This is a genomic window from Arthrobacter sp. AD-310, assembly GCF_054656615.1.
On record NZ_BAAHNO010000033.1, the window covers coordinates 64,800 to 81,356 of the forward strand.

Here is a 16,557-nt window from a genome sequence, read left to right on the forward strand (position 1 = left end):
GCGTGCAGCGGCGTCGCGGGCGGCCTGCTCAGCCGCGGCCTGGGCTGCGGCCTGCGCGGCTGCGGCAGCATCCGCGGCTGCCTTCTCGGCGGCGGCCTTTTCAGCAGCCGCCAGCTCGGCGGCAGCTTTGTCAGCGGCGGCCTTTTCTGCGGCCGCCTTCTCCGCCTCGATCTTTTCAAGCGACTTGACTCCAAGCTTGACGGTGGAGCCCTTGTCCGCCTGGGCCTTCTCCGCGGGGTCCTGGGTGACCACCTGCCAGTTGCTCTTTTTGACCACCGACTTGCCGTCGACGACGTCCACGGCTTCCACCTCGAATCCGAGGTCCTCCAGCTGCTTCGTCGCCTTCTCCAGCGTCAGGCCCACGACCCCTGGGACGGCCACCTTCGCCACGGCCGTGGTGACAGCGGTGGCCGCGGAAGCAGGTTCTGCTTCGGTCTTGCCGCCGCCGCAACCGGTCAGCATAAGGCCGCTGAGTACAGCCAAAGCCAGGACCTTCTTCATATTTCCAGCGTTAGTCATGATTCCCCCTAGGAACGTTTTTGGATGGTGATGCGGGCGGGGCAGGCAGCCCCGCCCAGGTTCGGGTGGTCCAGCCGCTATTCGCAGGCAACGCCGTCGCGGTCGCGGTCCAGGGCAGCCCGGTAACCGGCCTGGCCGGCATACAACGGCGCGGCACCGGCAGCACGGGCAGCGGAGCAGTTCTCGAAGTAGACGGACGAAGGAGCGGGCGCGGCTGGTACCGGAGCAGGGGCAGCGGGCACCGGTGCAGGCGCCGCGGCTGCAGGTGCTGCGGGAGCGGGTGCAGGTGCCACAGGTGCAGGTGCCGCGGGAACCGGAGCCGGAGCGGCGGGAGCAGGCTCAGCGACAACCGGTGCGGGTGCTGCGGGGGCGGGTGCCTCTGCGTTGGTCGGCGCCAACTGCCCCGGGCAGTCCCCAAGGATCCGCGCCATCGCGTCGTGCTCAGCCTGTGTCACCCACAGCGCGTACGTTGCCTTCACCGAGATCTGCCGTGCGACGTACTCGCACCGGAAGCCCTTGTTCGGCGGCAGCCACGTCGCGGCGTCGCCGTCGCCCTTCTTCTGGTTGGTGGGCCCGTCCGTCGCCTGCAGGTTCAGCGGGTCGTTGGCGAATGCCGTCCGCTGTTCAAAGGACAGCTGCTGCGCGCCCTTCTGCCAGGCGTCGCTGAGGGCCACCACGTGGTCGATCTGCACCGCGGTGCTGGTGGCCTGCCCTCGCAGGAAGCTGATGCTGCTGCCCGTGTAGGGGTCCGCCAACATCCCCGACTTCACCTTGCACGGGACGCTGTTGACGTAAGTGATGGCGGTGAGGTCCCGTTTGAGGGTGTCGTTGCGGGTGTCGCAGCCGTTCCGGTCCACGTCCAGCCACGCTTGACCAAACAGAATACGGTCGTAACCGGTCTTCGGCGCACGTCCCTTGATGGGGAGGGTGGCCAGCAGGTCCAGTGCCTTGGTCGCGTACGCGGGCTGGGCCTTCGGTGCCGTCACGTCACCTTGCGCGGCCACGGCGGCCGTATCGGGGTCGAGCGGCGCACCCGTTTCCCTCGGCGTGGGAGCGGACGACGGCGTCACCGTTGCGGATGCCGTCGGGCTTGCCTTGCCGGGGGCCGCCGTCGCCGTGGTCTCCGAAGCGGCGGCCTCCAGGTCAGCGGTGGACACCCGCGGTGCGCTGAGGCCGCCAGCAAGGAAGAGGACAAACGAGACAGCGAGGGCGACGGCGCCGGCCTTGCGTTTGGCCGGCAGCCACGCCCAGGACCGGCGTCCGGTCAGCAGGACATAGAGGCCGGTGAGCCCGGCAGAAATGGCCAGGAAAATCAGGGCGCCGCCGATTCCGCTGCTCAGTGCGCCAAGCAAGATAAACAGTGCGGTGATAGCCCCGACAACGGCTGTGGAGGCGCGCGGTTTTTGCGGCGGTTTCGGCGCAGGCGGCTGGTCGCCGAAAAGGGCCTGGTAGTTCGACATTCTTTTCCCCATTTAGAGGGCCGCAGAGATAGGGCCCGGCAATTTGCCGGCCTTTGCTTAGCCGAACAAATGTGTCGCGCCTGAGCCTATTTCGCTCCTTCTGGCCGGAATTGCGGATCCGTTGATCCTCGGCAAACATTCAGCTGTTCTTGAGCCTTTCTTGATCGCAGGCGTCGCACAGCGGACTTTGGCCTTAACAATGGCCGGGAGGTCGCCCGGCTTTTCGGCATCCGGCGTTAACCTCCCCTCCAACTCCCGGCACGGAACGCGCAACCTGTCCTCCCTAGCGTGGGCAGGTCACCGGCCCACCGGCCGCACGTTTCTTACTGGGAGGAAACCACCCATGCGCACAGTCCTGACCGCCGCGGCAACCGCCGCCCTCATCGCCGCTGCTGTTGTTTCGCCGGCGGGCCCCGCCGCCGCAACCACGGAGAACGAAGCCGGCACGCCGTCGTCGAACGCTGCCGGCGCCGCCACCTCCGCGCTTAAGGTGAACGAGCGCAACGGCTCCTTCGACCTGCAGAGCCACCGCGGCGGCCGCGGTGAGTGGACCGAGGAATCCCTCGCCGCGTTTAAGAACTCGCTGGCGCTGGGTGTCACCACCCTGGAACTGGACACCCACCTGACCGGGGACGGCAAGGTCATCGTCTGGCACGACGACACCATCCAGCTTGCCAAGTGCATCGACACCGCACCCGCTACCGCCGGCGACCCCAAGTTCCCCTACGTGGGCGACCGCGTGGCCGAGCTGTCCCTGGCCCAGATCAAGACCCTCAACTGCGGCTACACGCAGCTGGCCGGCTACCCGGAGCAGGACGTCATCGAGGGCAACCGGATCGCCGAGCTCAAGGACGTCTACCAGCTCGTCCGCGACGCCGGCGCCGAGAAGGTGCGCTTCAACGTCGAGACCAAGGTCGAGTCCAGCCAGGTCGGCGGGGCCGGCATGGAGTCCCTCACCCGTGCCGTTGTCACCGAGATCCAGGCCTCCGGCATGGCGGACCGCACCACCGTGCAGTCCTTCGACTGGTCCTCGCTGAACCTCACCAAGGAGCTCGCTCCGGAGCTGCCGCTCGTGGCGCTCTCCAGCGGCGACGCCTGGATGGGCGTGGGCCAGCCCGGCGCCAGCCGCAACCTGGGCGGCATCGACATCGACGACTACGACGGCTCGCTCCCCAAGGCCGCAGCCGCGCAGGGGTACGACGTCGTCTCCCCCACGTTCCGCTCCGTCACCCCGGAGATGATCGCCGAAGCGCACGAACTCGGCCTGCCCGTCATCCCCTGGACCGTAAACACCACTGCTGACATGGCTCGGCTGATGGACCTGGGCGTGGACGGCATCATCACCGACTACCCCACCCGCTTGCGCACCCTCATGGAAGAGCGCGGCCTGAAGCTGCCGAAGGCTTATGAGGTGGAGGGGTAGGCTTTCCGGCTGCCAGCCGGGGGCAATGGCCCCCGGCGCACGCGCCGGTTATTTTCGGGCAGCGCGGCGCGTGAAGACCAGGTGGATCACGCCTTGCGGGGAGGGGGTGGCTTCAATGTCGAAGCGCTCTTCGAGTCCCTCAAGCCCGTCCCAAAGCCGTTCGCCCCGGCCCAGGAGGATCGGGACGAGGACGACGTGCAGATGGTCGATCAGGTCGGCCTCAAGGAACTGCCGCACGGTGGTGGCGCCGCCGCCGATCCGGACGTCCATGCCGGGGGCCAGGGCGCGGGCCTGTTCCAGTGCGGAGACGGGATCCGCGTCGACAAAGTGGAAGGTTGTTCCGCCTTCCATTTCGAGGACAGGCCGGGGATGGTGGGTCAGGACAACCACCGGTGTGTGGAAGACCGGGTTGTCGCCCCACCACCCTTTCCAGTCCTCGTTCTCCCACGGACCGCGCTGGGGCCCGAACTTGTTCCGCCCCATGATTTCGACGCCCACCCCGGTCCCCCACTGGCTGGCGAACGCCTCGTCGACGCCGAAGGACCCTTCCGTCTCCCCGTGCAGGCCCATCGCCCGGAACGTCCGCGTCTCGAAGGCCCACTCCAGGAGCCGGGTGCCTGCGTGCCCGAACGGCGCCTCCAGTTGCTGGCCCTCGCCGGTGCCGAAGCCGTCGAGGGAGACAGAGAAGTTGTGCACGCGGACGAGGGACATGGCATCGCTCCTGAAGTGTCGGTGGCAGCCACTGTAGGGCGGTTAATCCCCGCGGCTCAAGGCCTCCGGCCTATCCGGGTGCGGCCTGTCCTCGATTCATCGGCTCCGGGCCAGGGTGACCTCGACCGGGTTGCGGACGATGTCGAGCACGGGCGAGGTGCGCTGGACGTAGCGGCACAGCTCGTCGACCTCCTGGTCGGAGGCATCGGCGTCCACCCGGTACGTGATCCCGATCTTCTGGTAGCCGGGGCGGACGTCCCGGGAGAGGCCGAGAAAGCCGTGCAGGTCAAGCTCGCCCTCGATGTCGAAGTCGAGGCTGCGCACGGTGATCCCTTTGGCGGCGGCGTTGTAGACAAAACCGACGGTCAGGCAAGAGGTGAGGGCGTGCAGCACCGCCTCAACCGCATTGGGCGCGGTGTTGCTGCCGAGCAGCACCGGGGGCTCGTCCCCGGCCAGGGTGAAGGGCTCCGTCCGGGACGAGTCCTCCGCGTTTGCACCGTAGAACCCCTGGATCCGGGTCTGGCTCCGGCCTCCGCCCTGCCAGCTGGTGCTGGCGCGGAAGCGGAACTGCGCGATGGACGGGTCGCCCTGGATCGCCCCGACGGTATCGGCGAGCTGGGTGACGCTGATGCCGTTCAATTCGACGGCTTCGGTGGGCGCGGACATGGCAATTCTCCTTCTGGTTGTTGTTGTGGACATGGTTGTTCTGCCCGGCGGACTGCTGGCGCCGTCCTGCCGGTGGTGCGGGGTTGTTGTTCTAGGCGGGCTTGTGGGCCCGCATCACCATCGTGTGGGCGCCGAACCCGCCGGCCGTGGCCCGGGTGGAGGCGCTGCTGCTCGCGGCGAAGTAGTCCAGGTCCCCCAGGCGTTCGACGTCGGTGAAGCCCGCCTCGGTGAACATGCCCAGGTAGTCGGCCTGCGTCGTCGCCCCCACGATGCACTCGGCCCACAGCCGCGGCTTCGCGCGGCAGGTCTCCGAAGGCAGGTCTTCGACCACGATGTCGGCGATCTGCACCCAGCCGCCGGGCCTGAGCACCCGGTACATCTCGGCGATTGCTTTCCGTTTGGCCGGGACGAGGTTGATGACGCCGTTGCTCGTCACGGCGTCCACACTCCCGTCCCCGAGGGGCAGGTTCTCGGCGTTTCCCTCCAGGACCTCGACGTTGTCCGCCCCGGCGAGCCGCGCGTTCGCCCTGGCCTTGGCGCGCATCGCTTCGGTCATGTCGACGCCGTACACAAAGCCTTCGGCGCCCACGGACAGGGCCGCCACGAGCAGGTCAGTTCCCGAGCCCGAGCCGATGTCGAGCACCGTGTCCCCCGGCCGAAGGACCCCGGCCGCGAACGGGTAGCCCACGCCGGCGAACGATTCGACCGCCGCGGCGGGCAGCCGGTCGAGGTGCTCCGGCGGATAGCCGACGTACTCGGCGGCCGCCCGGCCGGTCGGGAAGTGGTACCCCTGCTGGGGGCTGAGGGCCACGTTCGTATACATGGCGATGACGGCGTCGAAGATGACCTGGCGCTGGTCCGAAGTAATGACGACCATCTCACTGGCCTTTCCGGTTCAGGGGGTGGGGCTGTCCGCGAAGCTGCGCAGGAGGGCGTGGACCCGGTCGGCGACGCCGTGGTCCACCGGTTCGGCGCCGAGGTCGCGGATGCGCGCCTTCAGCTCACGCTCGAACTCCGCCCGCGAGCAGCAGCTGCGGCAGGTTTCCAGGTGGGCATTCAGCTCGGCCTCGAGCCGCCCGCCCAGTTCGTGGTCGAGATGCTCGGCGAGGACGCGGATGGCTTCCTCGCACGAGGTGATGGATGTGGGCCTCATTCCCGTTCTCCCTTCCCCTGCACCGGCCCGCGGCCGGGCCCTGCGTACTGCCACAGGTGCTTCTGCATCAGCGCGCGCCCCCGGGAGAGGCGCGACCGGACGGTGCCGACCGGTACGTCGAGCGCCGCGCCGGCGTCCCTGTAGGACAGCTCATAGACGTCCACCAGCACCACGGCGGAACGGTACGGCTCCGGAAGCGAGTCGAGCGCCGCCTGCAGGTCAGTCCGCAGCAGCGCGTCGAAAAACTCCTGCTCCGGGTTGCCCCACCACAACAGGATCGGCTGGTGGATACGCTCAAAGATCGAAAAGTCTTCGGCGTCGACCCCCAGGGACTCCTCTTCCGGGCGTACACGGGCGGCGCGATACTGCGAAATATAGACGTTGGTGAGGATCCGGAAGAGCCACCCCTGGAAGGTCCCGCGGTCAGCCAGTGTTGGGAGCTTCGCCCAGGCCCGCGTGAGCGCCTCCGCCACCAGGTCCTCGGCGTTGGTGCGGTCGCGGCACAGCTTCACCGCGGCACCGTAGAGCTTCGGCAGCAGCGCCTGGACTTCGTCCGCGAACCATTCGTGCTGCGCCGACGACCGCACTGCCTCGGTTGCCATGCTCATAGGATCACACACCTTCTTCCTTAAAGGAGAAGACGCAGCAGTGCCGGATTGGTTCCCGACGAACCGTTCCCGGCGACCGCAGTAGGAGGGCTTGCGGCGGGCCTCGTTCGTCCCCGCCCGCACATGACGGCCCACCCTAAAATGAGGCATGGACTTCACGGGCGTGCTTTGGACGGTACTGGGTGCCGGGCTGATTCTGCTGATGCTCGCCGACGTCTTCCATACCCTCCTCTACCCGCACGGTTCCGGTCCCGCCGGCCGCGCCATCATGCGCGGCTTCTGGGTCCTGTCCAGGAAGCTGCGCGGCCGGGCATCCTCCATCGCCGCACCGCTGGCCATGGCCACCGTCATCGCCGCCTGGGCAAGCCTCGCCGTCATCGGCTGGGCCCTGCTGTACCTGCCGCACCTGCCGGACGGTTTTGTCTACGGTGCAGGCGTGCCCCCGCACGCCGACTTCGCCGAGGCCCTCTACATTTCGATGGTCACCCTGTCCACGGTGGGGTTCGGCGAGATCGTGGCCGCCCACCCGCTCCTTCGGCTGGTCTCGGCGCTCCAGGCCGTCACCGGGTTCGGCCTGCTGACCGCCACTGTCTCCTGGATCCTGCAGACCTATCCCGCCCTGAACCGCCGTCGAGCCCTCGCCCACCAGCTGAACCTGTTCCGGGAAGCGGCAGGCCCGGGCGGCCTGGCCGCACTGGACCCCCGCCACGCGGCAGGGCTCCTGGAATCCCTCGCCAGCAACGTGGCAACCATCAGCATCGACCTGGTGGCGTTCCACGAGACCTACTACTTCCGCGAGGTGGAGCGGCGCGCGTCCCTCCCGGCCACAATCTCCTACGCCCATGAGCTGGCGTCGCAGGCCACCGGCAGCGAAAGCGAGGAACTCCGGTTCGCCGGCCGGATGCTGCACGCGGCCCTGGACCGGCTGGCCGAGGTCCTCCGCGGCAAATTCGGCCACACCGGAGACACCTCCTCGGACGTGTTCGACAGCTACGAACTGCACCACCGGCACCGCCGCGCTGAGGAATAACGCACCCGCCGGGCGTACCCTGAAACCATGGAAGCCGACGTCCGGCACCTCCGCCTCCGCACCGGCATTACCGTGCCCTGCTTCGTCAGTGCCAGCAGCCAAGACAACAGCAAGGACGACGACGGCGCCACGCCCGTGCTGCTGCTCCACGCCTGGGGTGAGTCCCGCCGCAGCTTCGACCGGCTGATCCCACTGCTCACCGGCCGCCGCGTCTACGCGCCCGACCTGCGCGGGCAGGGCGGGGCGGACAAACCTCCCAACGGCTACTCCCTTGCGGAACAGGCGGAGGACGCCGCCGCCATCCTGGACGCTCTCGGCGTGCCGCGCGCCGCCGTCGTCGGGTCCTCCAGCGGCGGCTACGTGGCCCAGCAACTCGCCGTCGCGCATCCCGGCAAGGTGGCCGCGCTGGTGCTGGTGGGTGCTCCCCTCAGCCTGCAGGGACGGCCCGCCTTCGCCGACGAGGTGTACGCCCTGACCGATCCCCTGGACGAGGCCTGGGTCCGCAACTCCCTGTCCTGGTTTCCCCGGGTGCACGACATCCCGGACTGGTACCTTGAGCACCTGGTCCAGGACGGCCTCCGCATGCCCGCCCACGCCTGGAAAGCCATCCTTCACGGGCTCTGCGATGCCGTCCCGCCCACCGCAACCGGGACGATCCACGCGCCAACGCTCATCCTGTGGGGTGCGCAGGACAACCTGTTGCCCAGAGCCGACCAGGAAGCCCTGGCCGCCCGGATCCCCGGCGCCGTGCTCAAGGTCTACCCCGACGCGGCACACTGCGTCCTGTGGGAATGCCCGGAACGGGTCGCGGAAGATACGACGGCGTTCCTCGCCCCGGCTGCCCAGCGCGGCGCACCGCGGGCCACGCCATGAGCATCTGGGCCGCACGCGTCCTGGCTCACCGCGCGAAGGCCGCCTACGACAACCTGCCCCTGCCGGCACCCGTGGTGGCCGCGATGGTCCTCGACCGTCTCCTGGCCAGGCTCCGCCCCCTGCCGCTGTCCGTACCCCGGTCCCTTCACCGGGCGGCCGGGGCAGCGCTGGTGTGCGCGGGCGTCGGCCTGAACGCGTGGGCGCTGGCTGAACGCCGGCGGCGGTCGGCCGGGCCCTTCGCGCTGGAGCACCCGGAGGAGCTGGTCACCACCGGGCCGTACGCGCTGACCCGCCACCCGATGTACGTCGGCTGGTGGCTCATCGAGCTCGGCGCGGGGACCATGTCCGGGTCAGCGTGGGTTTTCCTGACGCTGCCCGCCCAGTTACTGCTCGAGCACCGCTTCGTCGTCGCCGAGGAGGAGACGCTGGCCCGGCAGTTCCCGCAGACCTACCCGGGCTACGCGGAGAAGGTTCCGCGCTACATCGGACTCTAAGAAGGAGCCGATGCCGGGGACAATCGGCCCGTCGGCGGCTGCGCCCGGCCGGCTGTCCTACCCCTCGCAGGCCACCCCATCGCCGTCGCCATCCAGCCCGGAGCGGTACCCGGCCGTTCCTGCGTAGAGCGGCGCTGCGCCGGCAGCCACCGCCTCCGCGCAGTTGGCGTAGTAGACAACAGCGGCGTTGGAGGCGGCTGCGACATACGCCGGCGCCGGCTGCCCGGGGCAGCTGGCCAGTATGCCGGCGATGGCGTCATGCTCAGCCTGCGTCACCCACAGGCCGTACCGCGCCTTCACGGAAACCTGCCGGGCGACGTACTCACACCGGAAGCCCTTGGCGGGCGGCAGCCAGGTGGCGGCGTCGCCGTCGCCCTTTTGCTGGTTGGTGAGCCCGTCCGTGGCCTGGAGGTTCAGCGGATCGTTGGCGAACGCCGTCCGCTGCTCCGTGGTCAGCTGCTGGGCGCCCTTCTGCCAGGCGTCGCTGAGCGCCACCACGTGGTCGATCTGCACGGCGCTGCTGGTTGTTGTGCCGCGGATGAAGTTGATGCTGGTGCCCGTGTAAGGATCGGCCAGGATGCCGGTCTTGACCGTACAGGGAACGCTGCTGGTGTAGGTGATCTCGGTCAGGTCCCGCCGGAGGATGTCGTTGCGGGTATCGCAGCCGTTCTTGTCCACGTCCGCCCATGTGGGGCCAAACAGCGCCCGCTCATATCCCGTCTTGGGGGCCCGGCCCTTCACTGGGAGGGTGGCCAGAAGGTCGGCCGCCGCGACCCCGGCAGGCTCGGCAGCTGTTGCGGTGGAGCTGTCCAGGGTGTCGGCGCCAACCGCCGGCATGGCACCGGTGAAGAGGCCCAGGACAGCGGCAAGAACGACGGCGGCCGCCTTGCGGGTGCCGGACGCGAGCATGGTTTCAGGCAAGGACGTGTTGATGGACATGCAGTTCCCCAGGTTGTGTGCACGGTAGGTTCAGGCGCCATGGCATCGTGGCCGCGTTCGCGCCGGGGAAGAGCCTATTGCCCACCGTGTGCCGGAAAGGGCCGTTTTGGTGGAACTGGGGAAATTCTTGAGCACTCCTGCGCCAACCCTGCGCTGCGTCCGGCGCGGGCAAGGCTGGCGCCTTCGCTCATCCGAACAGCGCAGCCACCCTGGTCAGGGTCTGGAAGACACCGTAGGCCAGCGGTATTCCCACCAGCGCCCAGGCAATGGCGAGCTTGCCGGCCGATACCTTGGTGCGCGCCTGTGCGCCGGAAGTGTGTGCGGTGCTCATCTCAGGCCTCCAATACAGGTTCGTGGGCCCGGCCGCGGTCGGGCCGGGGTTCATGGAACCGGGCGTCCACCGGTTTGACCATCAGGTTGGCGAGGAACCCGACCACCAGCAGCGCCACCATGGTCAGCAGCGCCGGCTGGTAGGACGCGGCGTCCAGCTGGCCGGGCTTGCCCTGGGCGTCGAGGAAGGCGTTGACGATCAGCGGCCCGGCCACTCCGGCGGCGGACCAGGCGGTCAGCAGCCGGCCGTGGATGGCGCCCACCTGGTAGGTGCCGAACAGGTCCCGCAGGTAGGCCGGGACGGTCGCGAAGCCGCCGCCGTAAAAGGAGATGATGACGAACGCGAGCGCCACGTACAGGACGGTGGTGGCGGACCCGGCGAGCGCCAGCACCGTGTACAGCACGGCTCCGACGCCCAGGTACACCATGTAGATGCGCTTGCGGCCGGTCACGTCGGACGTGGCGGACCAGGCGAACCTGCCCGCCATGTTGCCGATGGACAGCAGCCCCACAAAGCCTGCGGCGACGGCGGCACTCACCGCGGAGACGCCGTCGGACGCCCTGAAGAAGTCCTGGATCATGGGCGCGGCCTGCTCCAGGATGCCGATGCCCGCGGTGACGTTGCAGAACAGGGCGACCCAGACCAGCCAGAACTGCTTGGTCTTCACCGCATTCTTGGCGGACACGTTCTCCGTGGTCACCAGCTTGGCGGCCTTGACCTTCGCGGGGTCGAACCCGTCGGGCCGCCACCCGTCGGCGGGGACCTTGATAGTGAACGCGCCGAAGAGCATGTAGGCGAGGTAGACGACGGCGAGCGTCAGGAAGAGCCGGCCGACGGCGTCGCCGCTGGCCACCCAGCCCTGCGCGCCGGAGTCGGGATCGTACGCCTTAAGCAGCGCGGTGGAGACGGGGCTGGCAATCAGTGCGCCGCCGCCGAAGCCCATGATCGCCATGCCGGTGGCGAGCCCGGGCCGGTCCGGGAACCATTTGATCAGCGTGGAGACCGGCGAGATGTAGCCGATGCCCAGGCCGATGCCGCCCACCACCCCGTACCCGAGGTACACGAGCCACAGCTGCTGGGTGAAGATGCCCAGCGAGCCGATCAGGAAGCCGCCGGCCCAGAACACGGCCGAGGTGAACATCGCCTTGCGCGGGCCGTTCCTGTCCACCCAGGTGCCCATGACCGCCGCGGAAAGCCCGAGCATCACGATGGCGATGGAGAAGATCACGCCGATCTCGGTCAGGCTGGCGCCGAAGTGCTCCACGAGCGCGGTCTTGTAGACGCTGGTGGCGTAGGCCTGGCCGATGCAAAGGTGGACGGCGAGCGCCGCCGGTGGCACCAGCCAGCGGTTGAACCCCGGCGGGGCGATGGTTCGTTCTCGGTCCAGCCAGCCCATAGTTGCTCCCTTGCTCCCCAAAGACGTCGGTGTCCTGCCGCGGTTCCGGCCTGCTGCCGGTCCGGCCTGCTGGCTACCAGTGCCAAAAGTCCCCTAAGCGCGGCGGCCTCCGGCCATCATGGTGCACATCACTTACCCTCGGGTAACTCCTGCGGCGAGCGGTACCGGATTCACGGTGAGCGGTCAGGCACGTTCCACGAACAGGTGGACGCCAAGGTCCCTGGCCGGTTCCACGCCCCGCCGGATCTCGTCGACGGTCCACTCAGACACACCGATGTAGCGCGCCTTGCCTGCCCGGACTATGTCGGCAAACGCTGCTTCACCCGGTACGGCCCTCGCTACGGGCATCAGCAGGCACTATCCTCTGTATTGCTGACACTGCCCCGGCAATGGTTGCCTCCCGTTCCGGTTCAGCCCCCGGTCCAAGCAAAGGTGTGCGTATGCGGCAAGCAGTTCCGACCGACTCAGCATCTGTCGTTCAACTGGTAATCGAGGCCGAACTGTTCCCGCCGGAGGCACGGGCATTCCTTGAAAGCATGATGGACAGCTATTTCGAGACCGGGCAGGCCGAAGGACACATGTGCCTGGTGGACGCCGATGAGGGGCAGACGGTGGGGGTGGTGTACTACCAGCCCAAACCGCCGGCTGACCGGGTGTGGGACCTGACCATGATTGCTGTCCACCCCGGCCGCCAGGGAAGGGGACGGGGTACAGCCCTTCTCGTGAGAGCCGAACAGGACCTGCGCGAGCGGGGCCAGCGGCTACTGCTCGTGGAAACATCGGCGTCGCCTGAATACCTCGGCGCCCGCAAGTTCTACGCGAGGAACGGGTATGACGAAGAAGCCCGGATCCGCGACTATTGGGAAGACGGTGACGACCTGGTGTTGTTCCGCAAGGCCTTGGGACCTACCGTGCCCCCACAGGTGACAGGAACGGTGCCAGCCTGACCCGATTCCGGGAGCCGGCACTCATTGTGATAGTCCGGTAGGCATGTCTTCTTTATCCGAGTCCTCCGCACCGGCGTCTGCCGCCGAGGAACGCAGCGCCCGCGTGGCCGTGACACTTTTCCCCCTGCTCATTCTGGCCGGAGGCGGCATCGCGCTTGCCGCGCCGTCAGCCTTCACCGGCCTGGCCCCGTGGATCAACCCGCTCCTGGGCATCATCATGTTCGGCATGGGCCTGACACTTACGCCCCCTGACTTCGCCACCATCGCCAGGCGGCCCGTCCCGGTGCTGATCGGGGTTGTGGCGCAGTACGCCATCATGCCGTTCCTCGGCTGGCTGATCTCCGTGGCGCTCGGGCTGCCGCCCGCGCTGGCGGCGGGTGTCATCCTGGTGGGCTGCTGCCCCGGCGGCACCGCCTCCAACGTGGTGTCCTACCTGGCCAAGGGGGACGTGGCCCTGTCCGTGGCGATGACCACTGTGTCGACCCTGCTCGCTCCCCTGCTGACCCCGGTGCTCGCCCTGTGGCTGGCCGGGCAGTACATGCCGGTGGACGCCGGCGCCATGGCCTGGTCCATCGTCCAGATCGTGCTGTTCCCCGTACTGCTGGGGCTGGTGATCCGGCTCTTCCTGCCGCGCCTGGTCAACAAGGCGCTGCCCGCCCTGCCCTGGATCTCCGTCCTGGCCATCACGTTTGTGGTGGTTGCCGTGGTATCCGGAAGCGCCAAGGCGATCTTCTCCGCCGGGCTCCTGGTCCTCGCCGCCGTCGTCCTGCACAACGGCCTGGGCTACGCCCTCGGCTACGCGGCTGCCCGGCTGTTCCGGCTGCCCGTCGCGTCCCGCCGCACCACCGCCGTTGAGGTCGGCATGCAGAACTCCGGCCTCGCGGCCGGCCTGGCACGGCAGTACCTGACTCCCGAATCAGCCCTGCCCGGGGCTATCTTCTCCGTATGGCACAACGTTTCCGGTGCAGTCCTGGCCGCGTACTGGCGCCGCCGCACCGCTCCCGCCGTGCGCGGGAACGAGTCCGTTCCGGTGGCGGCCACCGAGTAGCAGACGCGGGCGGGTGCCGCGCATGAGCGGCACCGGTGGTCCACGCCCTGATCCGGCAGGCCCGCCCCTGACCGCGTTGCGGTTCATCCTGGTCTTCGGGATCGTCAGCGCGCTGATGGACATGGTCTACGAGGGCGCCCGCAGCGTGACGGGCCCGTTCCTCGGCGTCCTGGGCGCCTCCGCCCTGCTCATCAGCGTCATCACCGGCGCAGGCGAAGCCGTTGCCCTGGTGCTGCGGATACTGTTCGGACGGCTGGCGGACCGGCCCGGGCTCCGGTGGGCCTTGGCGATCGGCGGCTACGCGCTGACCGCCGCGTCCGTGCCGCTGCTGGGAATCACCGACGCCCTGTGGGTTGCCTGCGTGCTGGTCCTCGTCGAGCGCCTCGGCAAAGCTGTGCGGAGCCCAGCCAAGGACAGCATGCTCGCCGAGGCAGGCACGGGACTGGGCCGTGGCAAGACCTTCGCCTTCCACGAAGCACTGGACCAGACGGGGGCGTTCCTCGGCCCGCTGCTGGTGGGTGTGGCCCTGTCCCTGTCGGGCAGTTACGGTCCGGGTTTCCTGCTGCTGGCCCTTCCAGGGGTGGCCGCCATGGCCCTTCTGTTCTGGCTGCGGAGGCGCGTCCCCAACCCTTCGGTCTACGAAATGGCGGGGCTTCCGGATCAGCCCGGCCCAGGCACGGAAGCAACAACTCCTGCTCCGGCACCCATGACAACAGAAACGGCGTCCAAGCTGCCCCGCCAGTACTGGCTCTACGCGGCGTTCAGCAGCCTGACCATGCTGGGTTACGCAACCTTCGGTTTGCTGTCCTTCCACCTGGTGGCCACCGGACTGCTGCCGCCCGCCCTCGTGCCCGTCCTGTACGCCGTGGCGATGGGTGTCGACGCGGCAGCGGCCCTGGCGTCCGGCTGGCTTTACGACCGGATCAAGCTGAAGGTTCTCCTTGCCCTTCCCGTGTTCGCGGCAGCCGTCCCGTGGCTGGGTTTCAGCAACAACACAACGTTGGCAGTCGTCGGCGTGCTGCTCTGGGGCGCCGCCATGGGCGTCCAGGAAAGCACCATGCGCGCCGCCGTCGCCGAACTCGCCCCGGCGGACCGGCGCGGCAGCGCCTACGGGATCTTCACCGCCTGCTATGGCCTCGCGTGGCTGGCCGGCAGCGTCCTCATCGGCCTCCTCTACGAACGGTCAACGGTCGCCCTGGCCGTCGCGGTCACCGTTATCCAGGCTGCTGCCCTGGCCGTGTTCCTTGCCGTACGGCCGCGGAAGGTGCCGTCACCGCGGCGGTGAGTGCCGCCGTCGTACGTCCTAAGCCTTACATCACCGTCGGCTTGCCGGGCTTGTGCGCTGCCCGGGCGGCTTCGAAGCTCTCCTCGAACGGCAGCGTGCCCACGTCCAGCAGCGGGTTGTTGTCCTGCGTCTCCACCAGTTCCCGGGCCGCCTGCTCCGACTCGACGTTCGGCATGGACCCCGGCAGGTGCCGCCGCGCAGATTCGGGCAGGAAGTGGATGGCGACAGCGGCAATCGCGGCCACGGCCATGAGGTAGTAGGCGATGGCCATGTCGTCGCCGGTCAGGCCGATGAGGGCGGCGATGATGAACGGCGCCGTCCCGCCGAAGATGGCCACCGCCAGGTTGTAAGCGATGCCCATGGCGGAGTAGCGGTGCTCGGTGGGGAACAATGCCGGCAGCGCCGAGGCGAGGTTGGGCACGGAGAACGCCACCGGGAAGGCGATGAGGGCCAGGCCCAGCAGGGTCATGGGGACACTGCCCGCCGCAATCGCCAGGAACGCCGGAACCGCCAGCAGCGCGGTGCTGCCGGCGCCGATCCACAGCACGGGCCGGCGGCCGATCCGGTCGGAAAGCCGCCCGGTGAACGGGATGCACAGCGCCATGGCGACCAGGACCGGGATGGTCAGCAGCGTCCCGTCCACCTCGCTGTACCCCTTGTTGGTGGTGAGGTAGGTGGGCATGTAGGAGGTGAGCGCGTAGGCTACGGTGTTCGCGGCGGCCGCGAGGATCATGGCCAGCAGGATGGGCCGCCAGTGCGCTTTCAGGATGCCTATGGGGCCCACGGGCCGGAGGTCCTCGCCGGTCTCGGGATGCTTGGCGGCCACGGCCTCGGCTTCCATCGTGGCCTTGAACGCGGCCGACTCCTCGATCTTCATGCGGAAGTAGACGGCAACGGCGCCCAGGGGGCCGGCCAACAGGAACGGGATCCGCCAGCCCCACGCCTCCATCTGCTCCTGGCCGAGCGTCAGCTGCAGGATGGACACCACCAGCCCGCCGGCGGCGAAGCCGAGGTAGCTTCCCATGTCCAGGAAGCTGACGTAGAAGCCCCGGCGGCGGTCCGGCGAATGCTCGCAGACGAAGGTGGTGGCGCCGGAGTATTCGCCGCCGGTGGAGAAGCCCTGGATGAGTTTAAGGACCACCAGCAGCACCGCTGCCCAGATCCCCAGCACCGCGTACCCGGGCAGCAGGCCGACGGCGAACGTCGCCACCGCCATCAGCATCAGGGTCATGGCGAGCACCTTCTGCCGGCCGATCTTGTCGCCCAGCCAGCCGAAGAATATCCCGCCCAGCGGCCGGGCGATGAACGTGGCGCCGAAGGTGCCCAGCAGGAACAGGTTCTGCACGGCCCGGTCCGCCTCGGGCAGGAACACCGGCCCCATGGTGGTGATGAGGTAGCCGAACACGCCGACGTCGTACCACTCCATCGTGTTGCCCACGATGGTGCCGCCCAGCGCCTTCCGCAGCGTGCGCCGGTTAACGACGTTGACGTCCGATACCTTCAGCCGCCGCTGCCTGTTGTGCTCTGTCATGGCTGGTCACCGCCTGCATCGCTCGCCAAGCCGGGCCCACGCCGTCGTTCTTCCTGCCCCCATGGGCGGCAACAGCCCAACACCTCCGCCCATCTTGCCACTGGCGCCCCGGGGCAACAATGGTTGCCTTTTTGAGGAACGCA

The 16,557-nt window shown here is 68.6% G+C and carries 18 protein-coding genes and 1 pseudogene; 7 read left to right on the top strand and 12 right to left on the bottom strand.

Going from position 1 to position 16,557, the window contains the following annotated elements:
* Both ACYQ1Z_RS17915 and ACYQ1Z_RS17920 read right to left on the bottom strand, forming a co-directional pair.
* The coding region (locus ACYQ1Z_RS17915; protein ID WP_459793897.1) for a PASTA domain-containing protein at positions 1-519 on the bottom strand (519 nt) is incomplete at its 3' end.
* A 77-nt stretch (positions 520-596) separates the two neighbouring features.
* The gene (locus ACYQ1Z_RS17920; protein ID WP_459793898.1) at positions 597-1,979 is read right to left on the bottom strand and encodes a GmrSD restriction endonuclease domain-containing protein; all 1,383 of its coding nucleotides are present in this window, start codon (positions 1,977-1,979) and stop codon (positions 597-599) included.
* 343 nt (positions 1,980-2,322) lie between these two features.
* On the opposite strand from ACYQ1Z_RS17920, the gene ACYQ1Z_RS17925 reads away from it, so the two are divergent.
* Positions 2,323-3,402: a glycerophosphodiester phosphodiesterase family protein gene (locus ACYQ1Z_RS17925; protein ID WP_459793899.1), complete on the top strand. Its 1,080-nt coding sequence runs from the start codon at positions 2,323-2,325 to the stop codon at positions 3,400-3,402.
* A gap of 48 nt (positions 3,403-3,450) precedes the next feature.
* Here ACYQ1Z_RS17925 and ACYQ1Z_RS17930 read toward each other — a convergent pair whose 3' ends face one another.
* The 5 genes from ACYQ1Z_RS17930 to ACYQ1Z_RS17950 form a co-directional block, all read right to left on the bottom strand.
* Positions 3,451-4,113: a dihydrofolate reductase family protein gene (locus ACYQ1Z_RS17930; protein ID WP_459793900.1), complete on the bottom strand. Its 663-nt coding sequence runs from the start codon at positions 4,111-4,113 to the stop codon at positions 3,451-3,453.
* A 96-nt stretch (positions 4,114-4,209) separates the two neighbouring features.
* Positions 4,210-4,779: an OsmC family protein gene (locus tag ACYQ1Z_RS17935; protein WP_459793901.1), complete on the bottom strand. Its 570-nt coding sequence runs from the start codon at positions 4,777-4,779 to the stop codon at positions 4,210-4,212.
* Between the two features lie 91 nt (positions 4,780-4,870).
* Positions 4,871-5,656 carry a methyltransferase domain-containing protein gene (locus tag ACYQ1Z_RS17940; protein WP_459793902.1) on the bottom strand — a complete coding sequence of 262 codons (786 nt, stop codon included), beginning with the start codon at positions 5,654-5,656 and terminating at the stop codon, positions 4,871-4,873.
* A gap of 18 nt (positions 5,657-5,674) precedes the next feature.
* On the bottom strand, positions 5,675-5,932 hold the full coding sequence (locus ACYQ1Z_RS17945) for an anti-sigma factor family protein (protein WP_459793903.1): 258 nt from the start codon (positions 5,930-5,932) through the stop codon (positions 5,675-5,677).
* The gene (locus ACYQ1Z_RS17950) at positions 5,929-6,540 is read right to left on the bottom strand and encodes an RNA polymerase sigma factor (RefSeq protein WP_459793904.1); all 612 of its coding nucleotides are present in this window, start codon (positions 6,538-6,540) and stop codon (positions 5,929-5,931) included. The genes ACYQ1Z_RS17945 and ACYQ1Z_RS17950 overlap by 4 nt, the downstream gene beginning before the upstream one ends.
* A gap of 148 nt (positions 6,541-6,688) precedes the next feature.
* Between ACYQ1Z_RS17950 and ACYQ1Z_RS17955 the strand changes: the two genes are divergently transcribed.
* The 3 genes from ACYQ1Z_RS17955 to ACYQ1Z_RS17965 are packed head-to-tail and all read left to right on the top strand — an operon-like array spanning position 6,689 to position 8,937.
* Positions 6,689-7,570 (top strand): potassium channel family protein, encoded by an 882-nt coding sequence (locus ACYQ1Z_RS17955; RefSeq protein ID WP_459793905.1) that lies wholly within the window; start codon positions 6,689-6,691, stop codon positions 7,568-7,570.
* A gap of 27 nt (positions 7,571-7,597) precedes the next feature.
* Positions 7,598-8,443: an alpha/beta fold hydrolase gene (locus tag ACYQ1Z_RS17960; RefSeq protein WP_459793906.1), complete on the top strand. Its 846-nt coding sequence runs from the start codon at positions 7,598-7,600 to the stop codon at positions 8,441-8,443.
* Positions 8,440-8,937, top strand: coding sequence for a methyltransferase family protein (locus tag ACYQ1Z_RS17965; protein ID WP_459793907.1), 498 nt, complete (start codon positions 8,440-8,442; stop codon positions 8,935-8,937). The genes ACYQ1Z_RS17960 and ACYQ1Z_RS17965 overlap by 4 nt, the downstream gene beginning before the upstream one ends.
* Before the next feature lie 57 nt (positions 8,938-8,994).
* Here the strand turns inward: ACYQ1Z_RS17965 and ACYQ1Z_RS17970 are convergent, their stop codons facing one another.
* The 4 genes and pseudogenes from ACYQ1Z_RS17970 to ACYQ1Z_RS17985 all read right to left on the bottom strand — a co-directional run.
* A complete protein-coding gene (locus tag ACYQ1Z_RS17970) occupies positions 8,995-9,876 on the bottom strand; it encodes a GmrSD restriction endonuclease domain-containing protein (protein WP_459793908.1) in 882 nt (293 codons plus the stop codon).
* Between the two features lie 187 nt (positions 9,877-10,063).
* On the bottom strand, positions 10,064-10,207 hold the full coding sequence (locus ACYQ1Z_RS17975; protein ID WP_459793909.1) for an MFS transporter small subunit: 144 nt from the start codon (positions 10,205-10,207) through the stop codon (positions 10,064-10,066).
* A 1-nt stretch (position 10,208) separates the two neighbouring features.
* Entirely contained in the window at positions 10,209-11,603 is a 1,395-nt protein-coding gene (locus ACYQ1Z_RS17980) for an OFA family MFS transporter (protein WP_459793910.1), read from the bottom strand.
* A 201-nt stretch (positions 11,604-11,804) separates the two neighbouring features.
* Positions 11,805-11,918: pseudogene (locus tag ACYQ1Z_RS17985) on the bottom strand (aldo/keto reductase); the annotation flags it as partial.
* Between the two features lie 125 nt (positions 11,919-12,043).
* Between ACYQ1Z_RS17985 and ACYQ1Z_RS17990 the strand changes: the two are divergent.
* The 3 genes from ACYQ1Z_RS17990 to ACYQ1Z_RS18000 are packed head-to-tail and all read left to right on the top strand — an operon-like array spanning position 12,044 to position 14,883.
* The gene (locus ACYQ1Z_RS17990) at positions 12,044-12,550 is read left to right on the top strand and encodes an N-acetyltransferase family protein (RefSeq protein ID WP_459793911.1); all 507 of its coding nucleotides are present in this window, start codon (positions 12,044-12,046) and stop codon (positions 12,548-12,550) included.
* Positions 12,551-12,593: 43 nt separating this feature from the next.
* The gene (locus tag ACYQ1Z_RS17995; protein ID WP_459793912.1) at positions 12,594-13,598 is read left to right on the top strand and encodes a bile acid:sodium symporter family protein; all 1,005 of its coding nucleotides are present in this window, start codon (positions 12,594-12,596) and stop codon (positions 13,596-13,598) included.
* 22 nt (positions 13,599-13,620) lie between these two features.
* A complete protein-coding gene (locus tag ACYQ1Z_RS18000) occupies positions 13,621-14,883 on the top strand; it encodes an MFS transporter (protein WP_459793913.1) in 1,263 nt (420 codons plus the stop codon).
* A gap of 25 nt (positions 14,884-14,908) precedes the next feature.
* On the opposite strand, the gene ACYQ1Z_RS18005 is transcribed toward ACYQ1Z_RS18000, so the two are convergent.
* Positions 14,909-16,414 (bottom strand): MFS transporter, encoded by a 1,506-nt coding sequence (locus tag ACYQ1Z_RS18005; RefSeq protein ID WP_459793914.1) that lies wholly within the window; start codon positions 16,412-16,414, stop codon positions 14,909-14,911.
* Positions 16,415-16,557 lie beyond the last annotated feature (143 nt).

Excerpts from the sequence above, each read along its gene's own strand:
- ACYQ1Z_RS17920 (WP_459793898.1), bottom strand. The coding sequence starts at position 1,979 with ATGTCGAACTACCAGGCCCTTTTCGGCGACCAGCCGCCTGCGCCGAAA.
- ACYQ1Z_RS17925 (WP_459793899.1), top strand. The coding sequence starts at position 2,323 with ATGCGCACAGTCCTGACCGCCGCGGCAACCGCCGCCCTCATCGCCGCT.
- ACYQ1Z_RS17930 (WP_459793900.1), bottom strand. The coding sequence starts at position 4,113 with ATGTCCCTCGTCCGCGTGCACAACTTCTCTGTCTCCCTCGACGGCTTC.
- ACYQ1Z_RS17935 (WP_459793901.1), bottom strand. The coding sequence starts at position 4,779 with ATGTCCGCGCCCACCGAAGCCGTCGAATTGAACGGCATCAGCGTCACC.
- ACYQ1Z_RS17940 (WP_459793902.1), bottom strand. The coding sequence starts at position 5,656 with ATGGTCGTCATTACTTCGGACCAGCGCCAGGTCATCTTCGACGCCGTC.
- ACYQ1Z_RS17945 (WP_459793903.1), bottom strand. The coding sequence starts at position 5,932 with ATGAGGCCCACATCCATCACCTCGTGCGAGGAAGCCATCCGCGTCCTC.
- ACYQ1Z_RS17950 (WP_459793904.1), bottom strand. The coding sequence starts at position 6,540 with ATGAGCATGGCAACCGAGGCAGTGCGGTCGTCGGCGCAGCACGAATGG.
- ACYQ1Z_RS17955 (WP_459793905.1), top strand. The coding sequence starts at position 6,689 with ATGGACTTCACGGGCGTGCTTTGGACGGTACTGGGTGCCGGGCTGATT.
- ACYQ1Z_RS17960 (WP_459793906.1), top strand. The coding sequence starts at position 7,598 with ATGGAAGCCGACGTCCGGCACCTCCGCCTCCGCACCGGCATTACCGTG.
- ACYQ1Z_RS17965 (WP_459793907.1), top strand. The coding sequence starts at position 8,440 with ATGAGCATCTGGGCCGCACGCGTCCTGGCTCACCGCGCGAAGGCCGCC.
- ACYQ1Z_RS17970 (WP_459793908.1), bottom strand. The coding sequence starts at position 9,876 with ATGTCCATCAACACGTCCTTGCCTGAAACCATGCTCGCGTCCGGCACC.
- ACYQ1Z_RS17975 (WP_459793909.1), bottom strand. The coding sequence starts at position 10,207 with ATGAGCACCGCACACACTTCCGGCGCACAGGCGCGCACCAAGGTATCG.
- ACYQ1Z_RS17980 (WP_459793910.1), bottom strand. The coding sequence starts at position 11,603 with ATGGGCTGGCTGGACCGAGAACGAACCATCGCCCCGCCGGGGTTCAAC.
- ACYQ1Z_RS17990 (WP_459793911.1), top strand. The coding sequence starts at position 12,044 with ATGCGGCAAGCAGTTCCGACCGACTCAGCATCTGTCGTTCAACTGGTA.
- ACYQ1Z_RS17995 (WP_459793912.1), top strand. The coding sequence starts at position 12,594 with ATGTCTTCTTTATCCGAGTCCTCCGCACCGGCGTCTGCCGCCGAGGAA.
- ACYQ1Z_RS18000 (WP_459793913.1), top strand. The coding sequence starts at position 13,621 with ATGAGCGGCACCGGTGGTCCACGCCCTGATCCGGCAGGCCCGCCCCTG.
- ACYQ1Z_RS18005 (WP_459793914.1), bottom strand. The coding sequence starts at position 16,414 with ATGACAGAGCACAACAGGCAGCGGCGGCTGAAGGTATCGGACGTCAAC.